This is a genomic window from Pseudomonas siliginis (assembly GCF_019145195.1).
Lineage (GTDB): Bacteria > Pseudomonadota > Gammaproteobacteria > Pseudomonadales > Pseudomonadaceae > Aquipseudomonas > Aquipseudomonas siliginis.
The window spans coordinates 480,947-500,899 of sequence record NZ_JAHSTW010000002.1 but is presented as its reverse complement, the minus strand read 5'-3'; the positions used below and the strand labels follow the sequence as shown (position 1 = coordinate 500,899).

Sequence of the window (19,953 nt, the reverse complement as noted above, 5' to 3'; positions counted from 1 at the left end):
AACAGGGACGTGTGATGAAAAAGTTTTTCAAGAAAGTCGGCGCCTTCCTGCGCCAGACCTGGGTCTGGACTCTGCTGCTGGTGCTGTTCGTGGCGCTGCTGGTGTGGTTCGTCGGCCCCTTGTTGGCGGTCGATGATTACAAGTTCTGGGAAAGCGCGACCTCGCGCCTGCTGACCATCAGCGTGCTGTTCCTGATCTGGGGCCTGACCATGGTCTTCGTCAGCTGGCGCGCGGGTATCCGCAAGAAAGCCGAGGAAGAAAGCGAGGACGGCCAGGACCGTATCCGCCGCGAAGAGCTGATCGACGAAGAACAGAAAGAGTTGAAGGCGCGGTTCAAGGACGCGCTGAAAACCCTGAAGACGTCGAGCCTGTATCGCGGTCGCAGCGAGCGCTGGCGCAGTGACTTGCCGTGGTACCTGCTGATCGGTCCGCAGGCCTCGGGCAAAACCAGCCTGCTGGATTTTTCCGGTCTGGAATTTCCGATCAACAAGATCGACCGCAAGCTGACCCGCGACACCCTCGGCACCCGTCATTGCGACTGGTATTTCGCCGATCACGGTGTACTGATCGACACCGCCGGGCGCTACACCACTCAACCGGACGCGGAAGTCGACGGCAACGCCTGGACCACCCTGCTGGAGCTGCTGCGCAAGCGTCGTCGCGGCCGTCCGTTGAACGGCGTGCTGGTGACCATTCCGGTGGAAACCCTCACCGGCGGCAGCGAGCAGGACATCGAGACCCTCGCACGCCAGGTGCGCAGCCGCCTGCAGGATGTGCATCAGAAACTCCACGTCGATGTGCCGGTGTATCTGGTCCTGAGCAAGGCTGACAAGCTGCTCGGCTTCGATGAATTCTTCGACCAACTGACTCGCGAAGAAAGCGATCAGGTGCTCGGCACCAGTTTCCGCAAGGATCAGGTCGGCACCGACGTCACGGTTCTGCGCAACGAGTTCGAAGAGCTGCTGCGCCGCCTCAACAGCCAAGTGATCATGCGCATGCACTCCGAGCGCGACACTCAGCGCCGTGGCCGCATCCTCGACTTCCCGCATCAGTTGGGGCAGATCGGCGAGCGTCTGTGCCTGTTCGTCGACATGGCGTTCACCGGCAACCGCTATCAGCGCGCCACGCAACTGCGCGGCTTCTACCTGACCAGCGCGCCGCACCTGACCCAAGAAATGGATTCGACCACCGCCGGCATCGGCGCCAGCCTGGGCATGAACGCCGGCGTGCTGCCGACTCTGCGCAGCGGTCGTTCGCGATTCATCCACCACTTGCTCAGCCAAGTGATTTTCCCCGAGGCCGATCTGGCCGGTCTGGACAAGCGCGAGCGCAGCCGCATTCATTGGGGCCAGCGTGCGCTGTACGTCGGCGCTCTGGCGGCGCTGGCACTGTTCGGCATGCTCTGGGCCGGTGGTTTCTCGGCCAACTATGAGCGTCTGGAAAATCTGCGCACGCTGGCGCAGAACTGGACCCAGCAACGCTCGGCCGTCACGCCGCGTGATGACGCCATGGGCGTGCTGAAAGTGCTCGACACCAGCTACGCCGCGACCCAGGTGTTCCCGAGCAAGGGCGACGTCTCGTACCACGAACGTGGCGGCCTGTATCAGGGCGAAGAGATCAACCCGGTGGTGAAAACCGCCTACGAGCGTGAGCTGGAAGCGCAGTTGCTGCCACGGGTGGCGACCATGCTCGAAGGGCAGATCCGCGCCAACATGAAGGACCGCGATCGCCTGCTCAACAGCCTGCGCGCGTACCTGATGCTGAACATGAAGGACCGTCGCGACGCGGCATGGCTCAAGGACTGGGTCGCCACTGACTGGTCGCAGCGCTACACCGGCAACACCGCGGTGCAGAACGGTCTGAACACGCACCTCGAGCGCTTGCTCAAGCAGCCGTTCATCTATCCGCTGAACGATCAACTGGTGACGCAGGCGCGTCAGGTCCTGCGCAGCGAATCGTTGGCCAACGTGGTTTACCGCATGCTCCGCGAGCAGGCGCGCAACCTGCCGGACTACCGCTTCAGCCAACACCTCGGCCCGCAAGGCTCGTTGTTCATCGGCACTGAATACGTGATCCCGGGTTTCTACACCCAGCAGGGTTATCAGCAGTATTTCTCGGTGCAGGGCGCGGCGCTGGTCACCGATATCCTGCGTGACAACTGGGTGCTGGGCGAAGGCGCGGGCATCAGCGACATGGACTTGCGTCGCCTGATGGTCGAGCTTGAGCAGCTGTACTTCCGCGACTACGCCAACTACTGGAGCGAAGCCGTTGGCCAGGTCGCATTGCCACCGATCAGCGACGCCGGCGAAGGCGCCGAGCAACTGGCGGGCCTGACGTCGGCCAACTCGCCGGTTCTCGCATTGCTCACCGAAGTACGTGAAAACACCCGCTTCGAAGCCGCTGCTGATCCGGTCGATGAAGCCGGTGAAGCTGCCGATGCGCTGGCCGGGCAGAAAGGCAAACTGGGCAAGGTCGGCAAACTCGCCGCGGCTGCCGCCGACAAGGCTTCGGCGCTGAACGTGGCGAAAAACCTGCCGGACACCGCGAAGAAATCCCTGCAACGCCGCTTCGAACCGCTGCATCGTCTGCTCGATGACAACAACGGCCCGGGCGCTGACCTGACGCCAGCGTTCAGCGCGCTCAACGACCTGCAACTGCAACTGGCCGGTCTGGCCCGTTCCAGCACGCCGGAGCAAGCCGCATTCGAGATGGCCAAGACGCGCATGAGCGGCCAGCGTGATGCGCTGACCAACCTGCGCAATGCCTCCGGTCGTCTGCCGCGTCCGCTGAGCGTGTGGTTCAACGTGCTGGCCGAAGACTCGTGGCGTCTGGTGCTCAACGATGCCTATCAATACCTGAACGGCCGTTATCAGAACGAGCTGTACAGCGTGTATGGCAAAACCATCAGCAAGCGCTATCCGTTCAGCGCCAGCAGCACCAGCGACGTGGCGATCAGCGACTTCCGCGAGTTCTTCCGTGCTCAAGGTACTGTCGATCGCTTCTTCGACAGCTACATGCGTCCATTCGTCAGCGGCGATCCGGGCAACTACCGCATGCGCAGCGTCGACGGTCACAGCCTGCCGGTATCGAAGGTCTACCTCGATCAGATGGCGGCGGCGCAGACCATTCGCCAGAGCTTCTTCTCGATCAACCCGGCCGAGCCGACCGTGCAGTTCAAGCTTGAGCCGTACACCCTCGATCCGGCGGTCAGCCGCTCCGAATTCAAGTTCGGCGACAAGACCATGGAATACCGTCACGGCCCGATCCTGCCGATGACCTTCAAGTGGCCGACCGATGCTGAAGACGGTCGCACCAGTCTGGTCATGGACAAGATGGCCGGGCGTCCGATCGGGATCGAGAAGAACTCCGGCCCATGGTCGCTGTTCCGTTTGTTCGACCTGATGCAGACCGAGTACCTGAACGGTCGTGACGTGCTGGTACTGAAAGCCGACGTGGGTGGCCTGCGCGCCAACTACCTGCTGACCAGCCAGCGCACGCCGAACCCGTTCGACATGGGCGTACTGCGCACCTTCCGTATGCCGGTGCAGCTCTGATGCTGGTGGCCAGTCCCTGGCGCAGCGCGGCGCGTACCGACCCGGGCAAGGTGCGGGCGCGCAACGAAGATGCCTTCCTCGACTCGCCGCAGCATGGGCTGTGGGTGGTCGCGGACGGCATGGGCGGTCATCAGGGTGGCGACATCGCCAGCCAGTTGATCGTCGCCAGCCTGGCTGAGTTGCCGCAACACGAGGACTTCGACGAACGCCTCAAAGCCATCCGCCAGTGCCTGCACTGGCTGAACCGGCGCTTGGGGCAGGAGTTGACGGTCACTGCCGGGCGTCACGACAGCATCATGGGCAGCACCGTCGTTGCGCTGCTGGTGGAAGGCAATCGCGCGGCCTGCATCTGGGCCGGCGACAGCCGTTGCTATATGTGGCGCGGGCAGCGGCTGTATCAGCTGTCCAAGGACCATTCGCTGCAACAGCAACTGATCGACGAGCAGCAAATGAGCGTCGAACAGGCGGCAGCGCACCCGGCGGCTCAGGCACTCACCCGAGCCGTCGGCGCCGCCGACACACTGACCCTGGATGTGCTTGAACTCGAGGTCTATCCGGGCGATGTGTTTTTGCTCTGCAGCGATGGTTTGTATCAGGGCCTGAGCAGCGATGCCCTCGGCAACGCCCTCAGCCTCAGCGCGCCGCACGTGGCGCTGGAACGTTTGTTCGACGGCGCCCTGCGAGGCGCCGCGCGGGACAACCTGACTGCCGTGGTGATCCGCCAATGAGTGAACTCGAATCGCCCATCGATGACCTGCTGATCAGCGAAGAGCAGGCCAACAACCTGACCTACTTCGCCTTCGCCAAGGGCAACCAGGCCGAACCGTTGCTGGCGCCGACCAAGGCCAGCATCGGTGCGCTGCCGGATGTACTCGCCGGTCGCTACCACCTCGAGCGTCTGCTCGGGGCCGGTGGCATGGGCGCCGTTTACCGGGCGCGAGATCTGCTGCATGAGCAGTTCGGCGATCCCGACCCTTACATTGCGCTGAAAATCCTCAGCGAAGAATTTGCCGAATCGCCGGATGCCAGTGCCTTGCTCTACAGCGAGTTCGCCCTGACCCGGCGTCTGCGCCACGACAACGTCGTACGTGCGCACACCTTTGAAGTCGACACCGACTGCCAGCGGGCCTTCATCACCATGGAATACATGCGTGGCCTGACCCTGGACAAATTGCTCTGCGAGCGGCCCCTCGGCCTGCCGTGGCAAGAATTGCGTGACATCGTCCTGCCGCTGCTCGACACGTTGGCCTACGCCCACCGTCGCGGCGTGCTGCACGGTGATCTGAAACCGAGCAACGTCATGCTCAGCGAAGACGGCCTGCGCCTGTTCGACTTCGGTCTGGGGCAGGCAGAGGAGGGCACCTTGCCCGGTCTGCCGCACCTGAGCCGCGAGCGCTTCAACGCCTGGACCCCGGGCTACGCCGCCCCCGAACTGCTTGAGGGCCAACCGTTGTCGGCCAGCGCGGACGTGTACGGCGTGGCCTGCGTGATCTATGAACTGGCGGGCGGCAAACACCCGTTCCGCCGCTTACCCTCGACCCAGGCCCGCGACGAGCACCTGGAGCGCGAACTGCGCGCCCCAGCGAATCTACCCCAGCACGGCTGGCAAGCGCTGCGAACCGCGCTGAGCTTCAACCCGGCAGAACGCACCATCACTGCCCAACAATTGCGTGACGCCTTGGGCGCCACTTCGTCCTGGCTGCAACGTCTGCGACTTCGGGCGTAACGGATGACATTCGAACAGGGAGCACACGATGTTCAACTCAGCTAACGAAACCCACTTCAGCCTCAAGGTCGAAGACTACGTCGGCGACCTGCAAGTGCTGTCGTTCACCGGCACCGAAGGCATCAGCCAGGCGTATCGCTTCGACCTCGAACTGGTCAGCGAAAACCCTGATCTGGATCTGGAACAACTGCTGCACAAGCAGGCGTTTCTCGCATTCGATCCACAAGGATCCGGCATTCACGGGCAGATCTACCGCGTCGCCCAAGGCGATGCCGGCAAGCGCCTGACCCGCTACAAAGTGTCGATCGTGCCGCAACTGCAATACCTGCATCACCGCACCAACCAGCGCATCTACCAGCAGATGTCGGCGCCGAAAATCATTGCGCTGATCCTCGAAGAACACGGCATCAAGAGCAACGCCTACAGCTTCCAGCTCAGCCAGCCGTGCCCGGATCGCGACTACTGCGTGCAGTACGACGAAACCGACCTGCATTTCGTTCAGCGCCTGTGCGAAGAGGAAGGCATTCACTACCACTTCCAGCACAGCGAAAAGGCCCACCTGCTGGTGTTCGGCGACGACCAGACCGTGTTCCAGAACCTTGGGCAGCCAACTGCTTATGTGCAGGGCAGCGGTATGGTCGCCGACGAGCCGGTGATCAAAGCCTTCAAACTGCGCCTGGAAACCCGCACCACCCGCACCACGCGCCGCGACTACGACTTCGAAAAACCGCGCCTGCGAATGGAAGCGGCCTACAAACCGGACGGCGACAGCACTGAACCGGATCTCGAAGACTACGACTACCCCGGCCGCTTCATCGACCGCGCCCGAGGCAAGTTCCTCAGCCAGCGCGCCCTCGAACGCCACCGCGCCGACTACCGCCAGGCCGAAGGTCGCGGCGACCAGACCAAACTGGTCAGCGGCCACTTCATGGAAATGTCCGACCACCCGCGCAGCGAGTGGAACGACCTCTGGCTGCTCACCGAAATCTTCCACGAAGGCAAACAACCGCAAGTCCTCGAAGAAGGCGTGACCAGCGACACCACCGACGAAAAAGATGACTTCCACCAGGGCTACCGCAACCGATTCCTCGCCACCCCGTGGGACGTGTTCTACCGCCCGGCCCTCGAACACCCGAAACCGCGCGTGCTCGGCAGCCAGACCGCCATGGTCACCGGCCCAAAAGGCGAAGAAATCCACTGCGACCAATACGGCCGCATCAAAGTGCAATTCCACTGGGACCGCGAAGGCTTGGCCGACGACAAAACCAGCTGCTGGCTACGCGTCTCCAGCTCCTGGGCCGGCGACCGCTACGGCGCCATCAGCATCCCGCGCATCGGCATGGAAGTCCTCGTCACCTTCCTCGAAGGCGACCCCGACCAACCGCTGGTGACCGGCTGCCTGTACCACAAGGAAAACCCGGTGCCGTATGCACTGCCGGCGAACAAGACTCGCAGCGTGTTCAAAACGCTTAGCTCGCCGGGTGGTGGTGGGTACAACGAACTGCGCATCGAAGACAAGAAAGGTGCCGAGCAGATCTACATCCACGCCCAGCGCGATTGGGATGAGAACGTTGAGCATGACCAGAAGATTCGGGTCGGGAATGAACGTCATGACACGGTGGTGAAGAACACCTACACCGAGCTGAAGGCTGAAGAACACCGCACCACGATCTCCGACCGCAAGGTTGAAGCGAAGCTGGATGATCACCTGACAATTGGGCAGAACCAACACGTCAAACTCGGCACGGCGCAGCTGACCAGTGTGGGGAAAGAGATACACCTCAAGGCTGGGGACAAGATCGTTATTGAGGCGGGGACGGAGCTGACCATTCTTGGGGGTGGGAGCTTTATCAAGCTGGATGGCGGTGGGGTCACGGTGGTTGGGCCGGTGATCAAGATCAATGCGGGTGGCTCGGCTGGGTCGGGCACAGGGATCGGGATTAAGCCGCCGGTGCTGCCGGGGGCGGCGGATAAGGATAAGGCGGGGAGTTTGATGGATCAGGCGTTGGGGAATTCGCCGCCTGAGAAGGTTAAGCCGAAGGCTTTTTTTGTGTTTTCCGAGTGATCGACATGAATGGTGTTTTGAAGAAGAGCAATGGCATCGCGATAGCGGTTTTCACCGCGTCGCTGTTGAGCCTGTTTCATGGCAGCGCTTATGCGGATGAATGTCCGTCCGAGGACTTTTCCCAGTTTCTGCCGGCGTTTTCTGCGAATGCCGAAACTCAGCAGCGGTGGACTGCGATGACGGTGAAGTCGCTGGTTTTGAAACCGGTGGGAGATCATGGGGTTTTTGAGCCTAAAACGATGGGGCTTACTAGCACCAATTTAGCGTTTCCGTTGATGGCGCCTGTAGGCGCGGACAAGACTGAAGGCGTAGAGGTTGAGGAGATTGACGATAATCATTTCAACGTAGTGGATAAGCGAGCAGGTAATAGCAACATCAAGATTTTTAATTTTTCTCGCCAAGCGTGTTGGGTGCTTGAGGGGGTTGAAGATTGGTCGATCAGTGAGAAAGATCTCGTAGAGACGAGCAAGCCCCGCATGAGCGAGGCAGAGAATTTTTGCTTTCAACGTGCAGAGGCCTTTAGAGGCCTAGGGGGGCTGGAGCAGTACCGACTCACAGGTGAGTTGTTTGAAGCTTCCTTGGAAAACTATCTATGCGCAGCCGCTTCCGGTGATCCCCAGGCTAGTTTGAATGCAGCAAGCTTGAGTCTTTCCGGAATGGCTCCGCAGTTGCAAACGGAGAAGGTTGAGCAGCTATTCAAGGCAGCAGCGACCACTCTGCCTGAGGGGGCGATGAGCCTCTCGTTGTTTTATTGCGATGGAAACAACATTTCCTCCAATGGCCCTTGCCAGCATCCAGCACAGGCCGAGGAAGCGCTGACGCAAGCGGCCCGTATGGGAAGTGCTTTTGCGATAAATGCACTCGGGCGTGCCTTTGAAACTGGAGAGCTGGTAACGAAGGACATGTCCCGGGCGGTTGCGTGCTACCAAGTGGCTGCCAAAAAAGGCAGCAAAGGGTCTATCGCACATTTGGAACGTCTAAATAAACAGACCGCTGAAATTACTAAAGCGAGCTATTGCTACTGATTATTGCAGGAAGCAGAAATGACAGAGCCACTAGATTTATCAAGTAACTATACGAGTGCTAACTATAGATATAAGGAAGGAGGAGATGGTTTCGTCGTAGAAAATGGCAAAAAAATCGTCGATTGCTCTCATATGGTAAACCTGTTGCTCACAGGCGCTGGATATCAAGTTCCTTACCAGAATACGGCGGGGCTAAATAGTGCAGCCGCACTTCAATACTATGATGTAATTAGTCCTGCTAATGTGAGGCGAGGAGATATCGTACTCTGGATTAACGTAATCTCTAATCGAGATAATAAAACGCTAAATCATACGGGTATCGTAGAGCACTATGATAGTACGCTGGACTCTCAATATGGTGAGTTTTTTGGGGCGCAAAGCTCTGGTCCAGCTACTGCAAAGTTTGGTGCCTATAGCAAAGCATATTTTTGGCCAGTCCCTACAAAATTTCTAAGGGTTAAGGAATCGACTCGGACGGGGGAAGGATCCGCACCTGCGCCCGCACCTGCACCTGCACCGGTAGAATCTACACCATTAATGAATTTTCAGTACCCGTTTAGAAAAGCGGACGGATCGCAATTTAAGGATGCTGAAGAAATCTTTAAAGCACTTGAGAGTGAAAGCTCAGGTAACTTTTTACTTGGGAATCATGGATTTTGGCATGGCGGTATTCATATCACGCATAAGACTGCCCCGCAGTGTGTGAGAGATGAACCTATTCGTTGTATTGGAGATGGTGTCGTCGTAGCCTATCGGTTGAATGAGGATTATTTAAAGACTGAGTTTGAAGGTTCGAGTACTACAGAGGAATTGAAGTACTCAAATTCATTCTGCCTTGTCAAGCACGACTATAAATCACCACCTAATAAAGAGGTCGTGCCCAATACTAGTAATGAACTCGTATTTTATAGCCTGTATATGCATTTGCTACCATACCAGAGGTACGCGGATGAACCAGAACAGACGGGCCCTCAAAAAATAAAGATGATCGCAAGTGGGTTTAAAGCTCGAAGCGATGTTGCTGGCGCAACTGGCTGCATCGAATATGGTTCGATTTCTGCTGGAACTGAAATTGAAATACTTGAAGAGCACTCTGATCACATCCACGCGAAAGGCAAACTAATTAAAGGTACAGTAGGTGGACGCACGCCAGGACAGGATTTCTGGTTCGCCTACAAGCAAAACGGTGTTGCATACCCAAGAGGTGATGGCAGTGCGAGCTGGAAAGCAATAACTGCACCGGAGCGAAAGAAGCCAGATTATTGGAAGGGCAAGGTCAGAGCGATAGTTTCCGGCTCTGGGCTTACCTTAAGGGTAGCCCCCTCACCGCAGAGTAACGGCGCTTTAGCTGGGGCTGCAATGAGACAGGTAAATAGTCTGGGGCAAAATGAAGATTTAGTACTTTGTACAAATAGCGTAATAGAATTTGATAGTGGGAAAGTTTTTAGCCTGAAGATTGGCTCTAAGTCATACAAAATGGCGGAATGTTGCTTTATACCAAGTCCTTCCGGCGCTGTAACTGGTTTGAAAAATCATTCTACTCCCGTGCCCACTACTTTTTGGGCTTGTGTTGAAAAACCGTATGTTCAATTGCAAGGATTGGTTCCGACGGAATTTGATAAAGTTGTGTCGATGGATACAGCTATTAAGGCCGGTGATATAATCGGTTTCCTTGGTTTAAATGAGACGCTGGCAGGCCCGGAGGGCGGGGTTTCGAGAAATTTTCAAGTTCATGTTGAGATTTTTTCGGCTGATCCGAAGATTGAGGATTTTCTTAAAAATAAAGCTGCTGTTAAGCAGGGGAAACAATATCTGCACCTGCCTGCAAATACGGCTTTAAAAAGTAAGCCTCCGCTAACAGAAGTGGTCACGATCTCCAATGAAAGTTTCGTGGAACTCGGAAAGGCTATTCCGTTTAAGGATGCTGAAGAGTGGTACGAAGTAACCATTGTCGATAACGCAGAAAGCAAAACAGGACTGCTCAAAAAGGAAGGCGCTAAAATTCTCAGTCAACACGATTGGGATAAATTAGGTTTTCGAATAGTAAAAGAGTCGAATTCAAATGCCGATGGATTTTTAGATCCAAATGATATGCCGGAATTTTTTCAATTGTTATACAAAGACTTGGATAAATTCGGCAATGGAGATAACAAGGTCACTCCTGAAGACTTTCCCATCGCGCTTAGAAATATAGAGTTCAGAGATCATTGGTCCAAACTAATTGCGTATCATCCTACTGAATGGAAAGCCAAGTCGGATTCTGCTAAGTGGTCTCGGTTAGATACACTGCTTGAAGATTCGCCGGCCGCGCTAAAGCACGAGAAAGAGCGCATAGATAGTCTGGTGTTTTGGGAAGATTCCGCTTTGCAATCCAACGGGTTGGGTGATGGAGTTGTCTGGCATTTTCATCCAGTGGCGTTTATTGGTAATCAAATTGGTGCTCGTGGGAAAATAAAAATTACGGTTGAGATGCTGAAAAAAGTATTTGAGGGGATTAAGAACTCTACAGAGCAGGACGTGTTGTTGGAGGAAGTTGCATCTCAATTAAATGAAAACTGTGAGAGATATAAGCTTGATACGCCATTAAGGCTAAGTCATTTTTTTGCTCAGGTAAGGCAGGAAATAGGTTCGAAGTGCGCGGTGGTGGAGGACTTCACATATGGCGTCGAGGGACTTAAGGGTACTTTCGGGTACTTTAGGGATAATCCAAGTGAAGCAACGCTTTATGGGTATCCTGGCACTACAAAATACGTTTCACACTCTAATCAAGTGGCAATTGCCAACCGGGCATATGGCGAAAGACTAGGAAACGATAGTATCGCCTCTGGTGAGGGCTGGAAATACAGGGGAAGAGGGCTTAAACATTTGACGGGGAAAGCCAACTACAAAGCTTTTAAAGATTACCATAAGAATTTTTGGGGGGAAGAGGTCGACTTTGTTGGCGATCCAGATATTTTACACACCAAATTCAAATACTCCGTCCGGTCGGGAGTTTATTTCTGGCTAAAGAATAATTTGTTTGTCGAGGCTGATAAGGGCGATGCAGAGGCCAATGTGAATGCAATAACCGCTATTATTAATCTCGGCACCGATAGTTATGATAAGCGTAGGGCTCATTTCAAAAGGATATATCACAATGAAAAGATATTTGACTCTATTTAAGCGGCATTTTATTCCGTTTATAGTTTTTGGTTTCGTAGCGTCCAATGTGTTTGCGGACGCCGCACCCACAATAGGTGAATTCCATCCTACGGTGGTAGCCTCTTTGGGCGAAGAAAAGATCGCTGTATTTTTTTTGAAAAATAGTCTGAAGGCGATAGCTAAAGAAGAGCATGTTGCCGATGCTGAGATATATTACTCATCATTGAGCTCCGGTAAACCCTCTCTAAACTATGTTTGGAAGGTTGAGGGGGATCAGATCGCTTCTGTATTTTTCTACGAGTGGAAGTCCCCTGCGAGAGCCGGAAAGTCTATGTTTGTGTTGACAAAAAGAAAGTTGTCGAACTCGGCATTTGACGGTTTTGCTTATTCGGTAATGGAGTTCCCAATAAGGAGAGATGGTGGAAGTGTATCCTTGCTTCATTTTACTGGCGATTTGCCTGATCCAGCTCTAGATAATTGTATGGAGGGGGCAGATCTGGTTACGGGAAATAAAGTGGTCTGTGCTTATAAAGATGCGGCGAGCATTAAAAATTACTTTAGCTTGCAGGATAAAAAACATTAAAAGTTGTGTGCGCGGCAATAGAGAAAACGGGGCGGTTCATTTTTAGCTGAATCCGTCCCGTGTATCTTCTTGCGGTTTTACTTCCTGCTTCACCGCCATCTAGTCTTCCAGATGATCCAGCGCATACGTCACCACATTGGCAATTTAAGTCAGGTGGTTAAGGGAGCTGGTAAAGGGGGCGGATTTATTTATCCGTTTGCTTTATCGTTGAGCCCAAATAAATCTGTCCTCTTTGTTGTCCATTTTTATTTTCAGCGGCTAAACAATACGCCGAAGCGCGAATAGTTGAACTTGAGGGGATCTTGGAATGAGGGTGGTAGCTTTTTTAGTTTTCGCGCTCCTGGCGTCAGTGGTCAATGCGAGCTCTAGCTGCGAGGCTGACCTGAATGGGGATGGAATCTGCGATCCGTATGGTGTTAGACCACTTGAGGATGACAGTACAATTTCGCGAATTACTATAGATATTGGTGGGGGTAAAAAGTCAGTTTCGGGATTTTTTGAACTTGGAGACGGTGGGTTGTCTGTAGGTTATCTACCAGGTGAGTTTTCGCTGTTGCTGGATTTTTATACTCGTAATACTGATCTTACGCAGTATAGTTTTAAATGGAATTCTGCGCGGGAAGACTGGGTTCTCTATAAAATATCTACTTGGGCGGAACCTGGTAGAGATGAAAAATATACCTTGGGTGGTGAGAGGGTACCAGTTGAAGCACTATTTCCGCAGAAGTTTAATGTTCAGCGTGTGGCGTGTTGCACTCTGTTCTCTCAGTTCTCCGAAAATGGGCCAAATTTTAGCTATTTGAATAATGAGGATCAGCTTGCAGAAATCACGAAAGACTTCAAATATATTCTTGGTAAGCTTCCTCAAGGCGAAAAAGGAAGGTTGTTTTATGGGCTCGATGATGGCGGAAATAAGGTGAGGAGGAGTATTCCTCAAGAGCTGGTGTATGAGCTGACATTGATAATTTCCAATGATAATGTCGGGCCTCTAAATGACTATGCTTATTATTTGTATCGTAGCAAAAACAATGTTTTAGCTGCTTTGCTTTTGAGGGAGATTCATAAAAAGCTTCCGGAGAGAGTCGTTGCAACATTGAATTTGGCAGATGCTTATTGGGATATCGGAATGAAGTCCGACGCATGTCCGCTTTATAAGGAATACATCGCTAAAATGACAATGAACGGAAAGGGTGAACGTATTCCACAGGCAGCGAAGTCTCGAGAAAACTGCAATTGAGACGAACCGCGTTTCACGGGGAGGAGTAGGGCGAGCACATGCAATTCAAAACTCTGGCGGTATCACTGCTCGGCCTGATGTGGACAATCCCGGCGTTAGCCGAAACCACCACGTTCAGGCCAACCAAAGACGTCGACGCGACGCTGGTTCTCGAAGGCTCCAAGCTGAGCATCGCGGTTAAAAGCGAAACGCACAGCGAGTCGCGAACAATCGATTTTGAAGCCGAAAACGAACTCCACATGCAGTTCGATGATTTCAGTTTCGACGGCGCCAAGGATTTCGCGATCTGGCAGCTCGATGACGGCATGGGCACTTACCACTACTACCGGGTGTTCGTTTATCAAGCCAAAACCGGCACCTTCGAAGAGTTACAGCCGGACTGCGGCGATGGCTTCGTTAACCTGCGCGTCGACAAAAAACGTAAAGCGTTGCTCAGCACTTACTGGGAAATGAACATACCCAAGCAATGCATCACCCGATTCACCAAACGCAAAACCTGAATGACTCAAGGATGAACACCGTGAACCGTTTTGTTTTAACCCTTCTGGCCGTACTGCTGCCGGCTTCAGCCGCCTACGCGCAGGACGACTGCAGCCATGTCTCCTCAAGCCTCGAAATGGTGCCCTGCTCGGAGGCGGCGAAGAAGGCTGCCGATACGCAGTTGAATGTCAGCTACAAGCAGCTGATGACGCGACTTGAGTCTGACTATCGAGCAGATCCGGCATTGGGCGCGGAGTACGCCGCGAAGGTCAAAGAGTCGCAACGTGCGTGGTTGAAGTTGCGCGATGCGAACTGCCCTTTGGAGGCATTCGAAATCGAGACGGGGATGCCAGCGCATGTGTTTGCCGTTAACTCGTGTATCGCCAGAATGAGTCGTGAGCGCTCGGCGTATCTGGACAAGATTGTCCCTGCTCTTGCATCCGACAAGAACTCGTCGACGGCTCCCACCAGCGACGCTTGCCCCTCGGAGGAATTCGCGCCTTTCATTGCGGCGTTTTCCGCCAGCAGCGAATCACAGCGCCGTCTCACTGCAATGACGGTCAAGTCCCTGGTGTTGAAACCGTTAGCAGGAAAGGATCGAAGTACCTTTGAGCCTTCGACCTCGGGAGTCAGTGGAGCTACTTTCAACTATCCGCTGATGGCTGCAATCACGCCCGGCAAGACACCTGGAGTCGAAATCGAAGAGGTCGATGACAGTCACGTCAATGTGGTGGATAAAAGGGGAGGCAACAGCAATGTGAAAATCTTCAACTTCTCTCGTCAGGCGTGCTGGGTGCTTGAGGGGATTGAGGATTGGTCGATCAGTGAGAAGGATCTTGTCGCAACGGACAACCCGGGAATGAGCCGCGCCGAGAACTTCTGTTATCAGCGTGCAGAAGCGTTGGGTGGGCTGGGGTCTCTTGAGCAATACCGGCTGACTGCGGAGTTGATTGAAGCGTCGCTGGAAAATTTTGTGTGTGCTGCAGAGTCGGGTGATGCACAGGCGAGCCTGTCGGCGGCGAGCCTGAGTCTTTCGCAAATGGCATCTCAGTTGGAAACCCCTAAGGTTGAGGCTTTGTTCAAAGCGGCTTCGAAAATACCAAAGGGTGCGATGGGCTATGCGACGTTTCTTTGTTCGGGAAACTCCACCGACTATAACGGCCCTTGCCTTCATCCCAAGCAGGCAGAAGAGCAGGTTATTCGAGCGATTACCATGGGCTCCACGGACGCGATGAATTACCTGGCCTCTACCTTTGAGGGTGGGGAGTTAGGAACGAAGGATATATCGCGGGCGTTAGCCTGTTATCAAATGGCGGCTGACAAGGGTGATCAGTTGGGCCTCTTCAACGTGGGGCGATTGGGATCGTCAGCCACGGCGCCGATCAAAGCCAGCCACTGCATTTGAATTTCGAGGGGCTGTTTGAGGCGGTTTTGCACAAGTTTTGTCTGAATCCCTCACGCTAAAACGTTTAACGCTTGAGCATCTGAGGACCGCGATTTTCCTTTAAACTTCCCACCCCCAAGGAACGCGCTCAGGACACGGAATGCCAGCCTCTTCTTCCTCGCTTCGCCCAGCGTTGGTGCTTTGGCTATATGCCGCTGCGATCACGCATATCCTCGCCGGTCTTACCCTGACCTGGGCCGGTGACTCCGGCTTGCTCGATGGCTACCTGCAAGTCCTCGAACTGTCGTTCTGGGGTGCCGATGCGGTTCCCACCGCCGGCCACGAACAACAAGTCTGGTGGCTCGCGCTGTTCGGCGCGACGTTGCAAAGTTATTCGCTGTACATGTTCGCGCTGGTGCACCTGGGCAATCGCTTGAAAGTCCCGGCAGTCTGGGGCTGGTTGATCGCCGGCATCCTGTTATGGGCGCCGCAGGACATGTGGCTCTCGGCGCAACAACAGGTCTGGTCGCACCTGTGGCTCGACGGTTTTGCGTTGCTGGTGTTGTTGCCGCCGCTGTTTTGGCTCTATCGACATGACTGTCGGAAAGGCTATCGCGCGACCGAATCGAGCGAGCAGAGCCGTGGCTGATGTATCACCGTTGAGTTTCATACAGCCTCGATATCTACGCGGACTGCTCTTTGGTTTTGCCCTCACGCAGGTTAGTCATGCCATTGCCGACAAGACCGTGTTGATCGGTGATGCTCTCGGTCAATCGCAGGCCGCTCAAGGGCCAGTTACCGCCTTGGTGGTTATGACACCCTGCCGGTTTTCGATGACGCTTACGCAAGATCAATGGCTGCAGTTCAATTCGCCTGATCTGGTATTCGTTGCGACAAAACAACTTCCCAACACATTGAACGCGCCGCACTTGTGGCAGGCACCAAGCTCAAACAGCGCTGAGTGGAATTTCGAAAAGTCAGCGGGTCTGAGCGAGCCATGGTTTGGTGTTATGTGTGAAAGTGCGGGAAGTTTTTCCGCTCTCACTAGTCAGCAGTTGCCGGCCGATGGCGCGATGGAGTTGCAGCTGTTGCGTGAAGCCAACGACCGCAAGTGTCCGGCGACTCTGACTGATCACGGCTGGGGGCCAACGTTGTTGGCGGGGCATCCGCAAACCTACACGTTTGAGTCGCTGAAGGGGGCAAAGTCGTCAGGATTCATCATCGGTTATCACGATGAGAGTCGGCGTCTGTTCAGTCGCATCACCTTCTGCCTTATGCATAACGAACAGGTACTGATTGGGTCCGCGGAGTCGGGCTCATCCGCCCCGTTGGCGATAAGCGTTGAAGGATTTGAAGAAATCAAAACAGCAGTGCGGAGCATCGCCTTCGAGTGAGGATGTTGACGATGCATTGCATAGATGGAGCTACAGCGTGAAAGGATTTTCGGTTCTTCTCGGCAGCTTGATATTGGCTGCCGCGTCCATGGCATTCGCTGCCGATCCAGCCTTCAAGGATTACACCGTCACGCCAGTTTTCAACGGGCCCAACCATAAACTGGTGCCGCAAGAGAACAGCAGTCCAATGATGGATCAGGCACGGGTGCAAGCCCTGCAAGGCAAGGTCAACTTCGCCGGCCATTACATCCTGCACAGGCTCGGTTGTGGCGGCAGCGCCATTTGCGGCGAAGTGCTGGATGCCCAGACCGGTGAAGTGGTTGGCGGTTTGCCGAATGCTTACGACGGCAGCACGTTCGGCATGGTTTACCAGCCCGATAGTCGCATGGTCATCGTGTCCGGCATCACGCTCGACGGTGAAGAAGATGCGCAGGGGAATGCTTTGGAGAGCGGCAACCGGGATCGTTACTACGAGTTTGTGAGCAACGAATTCCGGCTGCTGAGCATGACCGACGTTGAATCGTCGCCGATGGATGAGGAGTGAGTGGATGAATCGTCTTCTCGCGGGCAGCCTTTCGCTGCTGCTCTCTCTGCCAGTTCTCGGCGCGCCTTCGGACGCCTTTACCCCGCGCGATGTGGATCCGCCGATAGTCGGCGTCGACGGACACACCGTGACGTTTCGAGCGACTAAATGGACAATGCCGGGTGTGGAATCACTGACCGCATGGTTCACCGCCAACGGCAAAACCTTCCCGCTATTCGGCGCCGACATAGGCGCCGATGGGCACTCCAATATGCTCAGTCCTGACAAGAAAACCTTGTTACTCGACCCAGTGGTCTTCGGCATGTTGTCGCTCGAAAATGGCGAAGAAAAACTTGAATCGCAACAGCATTGCGTTGTGATCTCCATGGAGACCGGTTGCGTGCTGGCTGATCGTTGGGCGACTTTTTGTGTCGGTCAGTGGAAGGGCAATCAATGGGTTTCCGAAGACGGCGATGTGCTCACTCCCACCCTAGAGACGACGTCTCCAAAGGACTTGCTGAAATATGGCTCAAGTATCGAGCCGGCACAGTCCCGCGCAGAGTCCATCGAATCGAGCCTGAACTTTCTAAGTCCAGAGTCCTACATGGCGTGCCATCCCCCGGCGCAAAATGTTCGGGTCTACAACGACCTCGGTTTTTATCTGGCGGAGGGCGGTAGAGATGAGCTGGCGCTGAAGTTTTATCGCGGCGTTGAGGCCGTTGGTAAGCGCACGGTACTGATGTTGAACATTGCCGACTCGCTCTGGCGCCTTGATCGCAAAGATGAAGCGCAGCGCTATTACAGCCAGTACCGCGACGCGATGAGAGCCGACGGCAAGGCGCAGAAAATACCTAAACGTGTCGTTGAGCGATCCGTCATTCAGGGAATGAAAAATTGAACATGTTTGCGCGTTTTATCGCGTTGTCCTTTGGATGCCTGTTTGCCTCCTGCGCGATGGCCGAGGACGACTGTAAAGAAATCACCGTTAGCGCCCAGGTCGATCGGTGTGTGGAGGCAGCTCGCAAAGAAGCCGACACACAACTCAATGCCAGTTACAAGAAGCTGCTGGGACGGTTTGAGGCTCAACAACGGCGCGACCCTGAGCAGGGTAAGGCGCTGGTCGCCATGGCCAGAGAATCCCAGCGCGCCTGGATCAAGCTACGCGACACCACGTGCCCGCTTGAAGCCACGGAAATCGAGCCTGGGGTGGCAGCGCATGTCACGACGATCAGCAACTGCATGGCCAGAATAAGTCTGGAGCGTGCGGCCTACCTGGACACAATCGTCGCTGATGAGCCGGGTAATGTGGTCGATCTCAACAAGGTGTACCTGTCCGGCTCTCAGCGCTTCGGCGATGTCGTGGCACGTTATGTCAGCACCTTTGGCAGCCCAGGCCTGACGGTCCAGATACTGGCGCCCAACGGCGGTTGGAGAGTGCTGTCCTCCAAGCGGTTTTGCAGTTTCGAGGGCAAGGCATTTTGGACGGACTATGCCGATGCCGGGTTTGAGGATCATGCGTTTGCCGATGATGGATTGCACGTGACGCTCAGGTTGACGGAGCTTCGTGGGCTCGGAGAGAAGCGCCTCGCTTGTGTGATTCCGATCAAGAACGAGCAAATCAAAGAGCTGAAATGCGGCGCGCCTGAACCCGGTGCCTAATCGGGTCAATTGGGACGTATTTGGACATCATTTGATTGAATCAAGGATTGAAGAAAGTGAAACGCGTATTGCAGAGCGTTCTCTGCGCTCTAACTTGTTGTCTCGCTGTACCGGGTTCTCCCGCGCTTGCTGCGCCCCAAGTCCTGAAGGAAATTCCGGCTAGCTTGCTGGGTGATGCATCACGGCAAAAGGTATTTGTTCTGACAGGGGATGCGGACGAGGCCTCCAACCGGTTGTTGATCGCGCCGGTGCAGGCACGTAATGAGGAAATTTTGCTCGATACGTCGAAGGCGCTGCCTCTGATCAAGAGTCAGTACTCGTCTGCGCTTCAGGGTGTATTCAGCGTCCATGTACTTAAAGGTCGCCCCGGCGTCATGACTGTCATTGATCCGCAGGCTGAGGAAGCTGTCGTCAAGCAGCCGTTCGTTGAGGAAGGGGATTACATCGCGCTGGTAACCAGTGAAGAAGATAACGCGGTTTACAACTTCAACCTGTTGTTCGCCTTCAACAGAGGTTCAAAGCAGTTTGAGCTGAAAGCTCTGCTGGAAGTGGCGAACAACGACTCCTGTGATCGGTCGCTTGTCAGCGTAGTGGAGTTGCCGGTGCAGACATTGGGCCCAATCACTCTCGCTTCTTTCGACGGGCGTGAAGCGCTGCAGAAGCTGCAGGTTGCTCGTACTGGCAGTATTGAGGGCGTTAGAAAGAAATTGATGACCGTCAATTCGGCTGATTTGCTGGATATGGCGCTGGCAGCCTACCGAAAGGGTGATGACTCTTCCTTCAAGGATACGATGAGCTACGCGTTGATGGGCGGTGGCTCGCATGACACTTGTCCCCCGGATAGCTATATCGTCGCAAAGTACTACTACCCGCAGCGTCCCGGCTGGTCCAACGATCTCGGTTTTCTGCTCGGCGAGGCGGGTTACTACGCTGAGTCGATTGAGTTGCTCAATGCAGTGATTGCCAACCACCCAAACAGGACGGTTGCTTACCTGAATCTCGCTGACAGTTATTGGGCCGTGAACGATAAAGAGCGGGCGGTGGCGGCTTACAAGCAATACGCATCGCGAATGTCTGAAGCGGGGAAGGTTTCGAAGATCCCGGCGAGGGTGGGTGAGCGCAGTGCTGGAGTTTCCAAGAAATGATTCGGGCCCTATTTCCGTAAAGTTCGCAGAAATGCAC

16 protein-coding genes are annotated in these 19,953 nt (G+C 54.9%); all 16 read left to right on the top strand.

Going from position 1 to position 19,953, the window contains the following annotated elements:
- Positions 1 to 14: 14 nt before the first annotated feature.
- The 16 genes from tssM to KVG87_RS06075 all read left to right on the top strand — a co-directional run bounded on the left by tssM (position 15) and on the right by KVG87_RS06075 (position 19,916).
- A complete protein-coding gene (gene tssM / locus KVG87_RS06150; RefSeq protein ID WP_016772512.1) occupies positions 15 to 3,554 on the top strand; it encodes a type VI secretion system membrane subunit TssM in 3,540 nt (1,179 codons plus the stop codon).
- Complete coding sequence (locus KVG87_RS06145; RefSeq protein ID WP_041476618.1) at positions 3,554 to 4,282, top strand: PP2C family protein-serine/threonine phosphatase; 729 nt, start codon at positions 3,554 to 3,556, stop codon at positions 4,280 to 4,282. Before tssM ends, KVG87_RS06145 begins: the two co-directional genes overlap by 1 nt.
- Positions 4,279 to 5,280, top strand: coding sequence for a serine/threonine-protein kinase (locus KVG87_RS06140; RefSeq protein WP_217849762.1), 1,002 nt, complete (start codon positions 4,279 to 4,281; stop codon positions 5,278 to 5,280). Before KVG87_RS06145 ends, KVG87_RS06140 begins: the two co-directional genes overlap by 4 nt.
- 28 nt (positions 5,281 to 5,308) lie before the next feature.
- Entirely contained in the window at positions 5,309 to 7,345 is a 2,037-nt protein-coding gene (locus KVG87_RS06135; RefSeq protein WP_217849761.1) for a type VI secretion system Vgr family protein, read from the top strand.
- Positions 7,346 to 7,350: 5 nt separating this feature from the next.
- Positions 7,351 to 8,370: a tetratricopeptide repeat protein gene (locus KVG87_RS06130; RefSeq protein ID WP_039757346.1), complete on the top strand. Its 1,020-nt coding sequence runs from the start codon at positions 7,351 to 7,353 to the stop codon at positions 8,368 to 8,370.
- Between the two features lie 18 nt (positions 8,371 to 8,388).
- Entirely contained in the window at positions 8,389 to 11,532 is a 3,144-nt protein-coding gene (locus tag KVG87_RS06125) for a glycoside hydrolase family 19 protein (protein WP_225930778.1), read from the top strand.
- A complete protein-coding gene (locus KVG87_RS06120) occupies positions 11,507 to 12,094 on the top strand; it encodes a hypothetical protein (RefSeq protein WP_217849760.1) in 588 nt (195 codons plus the stop codon). The genes KVG87_RS06125 and KVG87_RS06120 overlap by 26 nt, the downstream gene beginning before the upstream one ends.
- Before the next feature lie 307 nt (positions 12,095 to 12,401).
- A complete protein-coding gene (locus KVG87_RS06115) occupies positions 12,402 to 13,331 on the top strand; it encodes a tetratricopeptide repeat protein (RefSeq protein ID WP_217849758.1) in 930 nt (309 codons plus the stop codon).
- Between the two features lie 38 nt (positions 13,332 to 13,369).
- Entirely contained in the window at positions 13,370 to 13,831 is a 462-nt protein-coding gene (locus KVG87_RS06110) for an XAC2610-related protein (protein ID WP_217849757.1), read from the top strand.
- Positions 13,832 to 13,851: 20 nt separating this feature from the next.
- Positions 13,852 to 15,216, top strand: a complete 1,365-nt coding sequence (locus KVG87_RS06105) for a lysozyme inhibitor LprI family protein (protein ID WP_217849756.1) — start codon at positions 13,852 to 13,854, stop codon at positions 15,214 to 15,216.
- A gap of 139 nt (positions 15,217 to 15,355) precedes the next feature.
- On the top strand, positions 15,356 to 15,844 hold the full coding sequence (locus tag KVG87_RS06100) for a cell division protein (protein WP_076564565.1): 489 nt from the start codon (positions 15,356 to 15,358) through the stop codon (positions 15,842 to 15,844).
- Positions 15,837 to 16,589 carry a hypothetical protein gene (locus tag KVG87_RS06095; protein WP_367616672.1) on the top strand — a complete coding sequence of 251 codons (753 nt, stop codon included), beginning with the start codon at positions 15,837 to 15,839 and terminating at the stop codon, positions 16,587 to 16,589. The genes KVG87_RS06100 and KVG87_RS06095 overlap by 8 nt, the downstream gene beginning before the upstream one ends.
- A gap of 88 nt (positions 16,590 to 16,677) precedes the next feature.
- Positions 16,678 to 17,133, top strand: a complete 456-nt coding sequence (locus KVG87_RS06090; protein ID WP_217849944.1) for a hypothetical protein — start codon at positions 16,678 to 16,680, stop codon at positions 17,131 to 17,133.
- Positions 17,134 to 17,137: 4 nt separating this feature from the next.
- Positions 17,138 to 18,010, top strand: a complete 873-nt coding sequence (locus KVG87_RS06085) for a tetratricopeptide repeat protein (RefSeq protein WP_217849755.1) — start codon at positions 17,138 to 17,140, stop codon at positions 18,008 to 18,010.
- Positions 18,011 to 18,012: 2 nt separating this feature from the next.
- A complete protein-coding gene (locus KVG87_RS06080; protein WP_217849753.1) occupies positions 18,013 to 18,771 on the top strand; it encodes a lysozyme inhibitor LprI family protein in 759 nt (252 codons plus the stop codon).
- Positions 18,772 to 18,827: 56 nt separating this feature from the next.
- On the top strand, positions 18,828 to 19,916 hold the full coding sequence (locus KVG87_RS06075; RefSeq protein ID WP_217849751.1) for a tetratricopeptide repeat protein: 1,089 nt from the start codon (positions 18,828 to 18,830) through the stop codon (positions 19,914 to 19,916).
- Positions 19,917 to 19,953 lie beyond the last annotated feature (37 nt).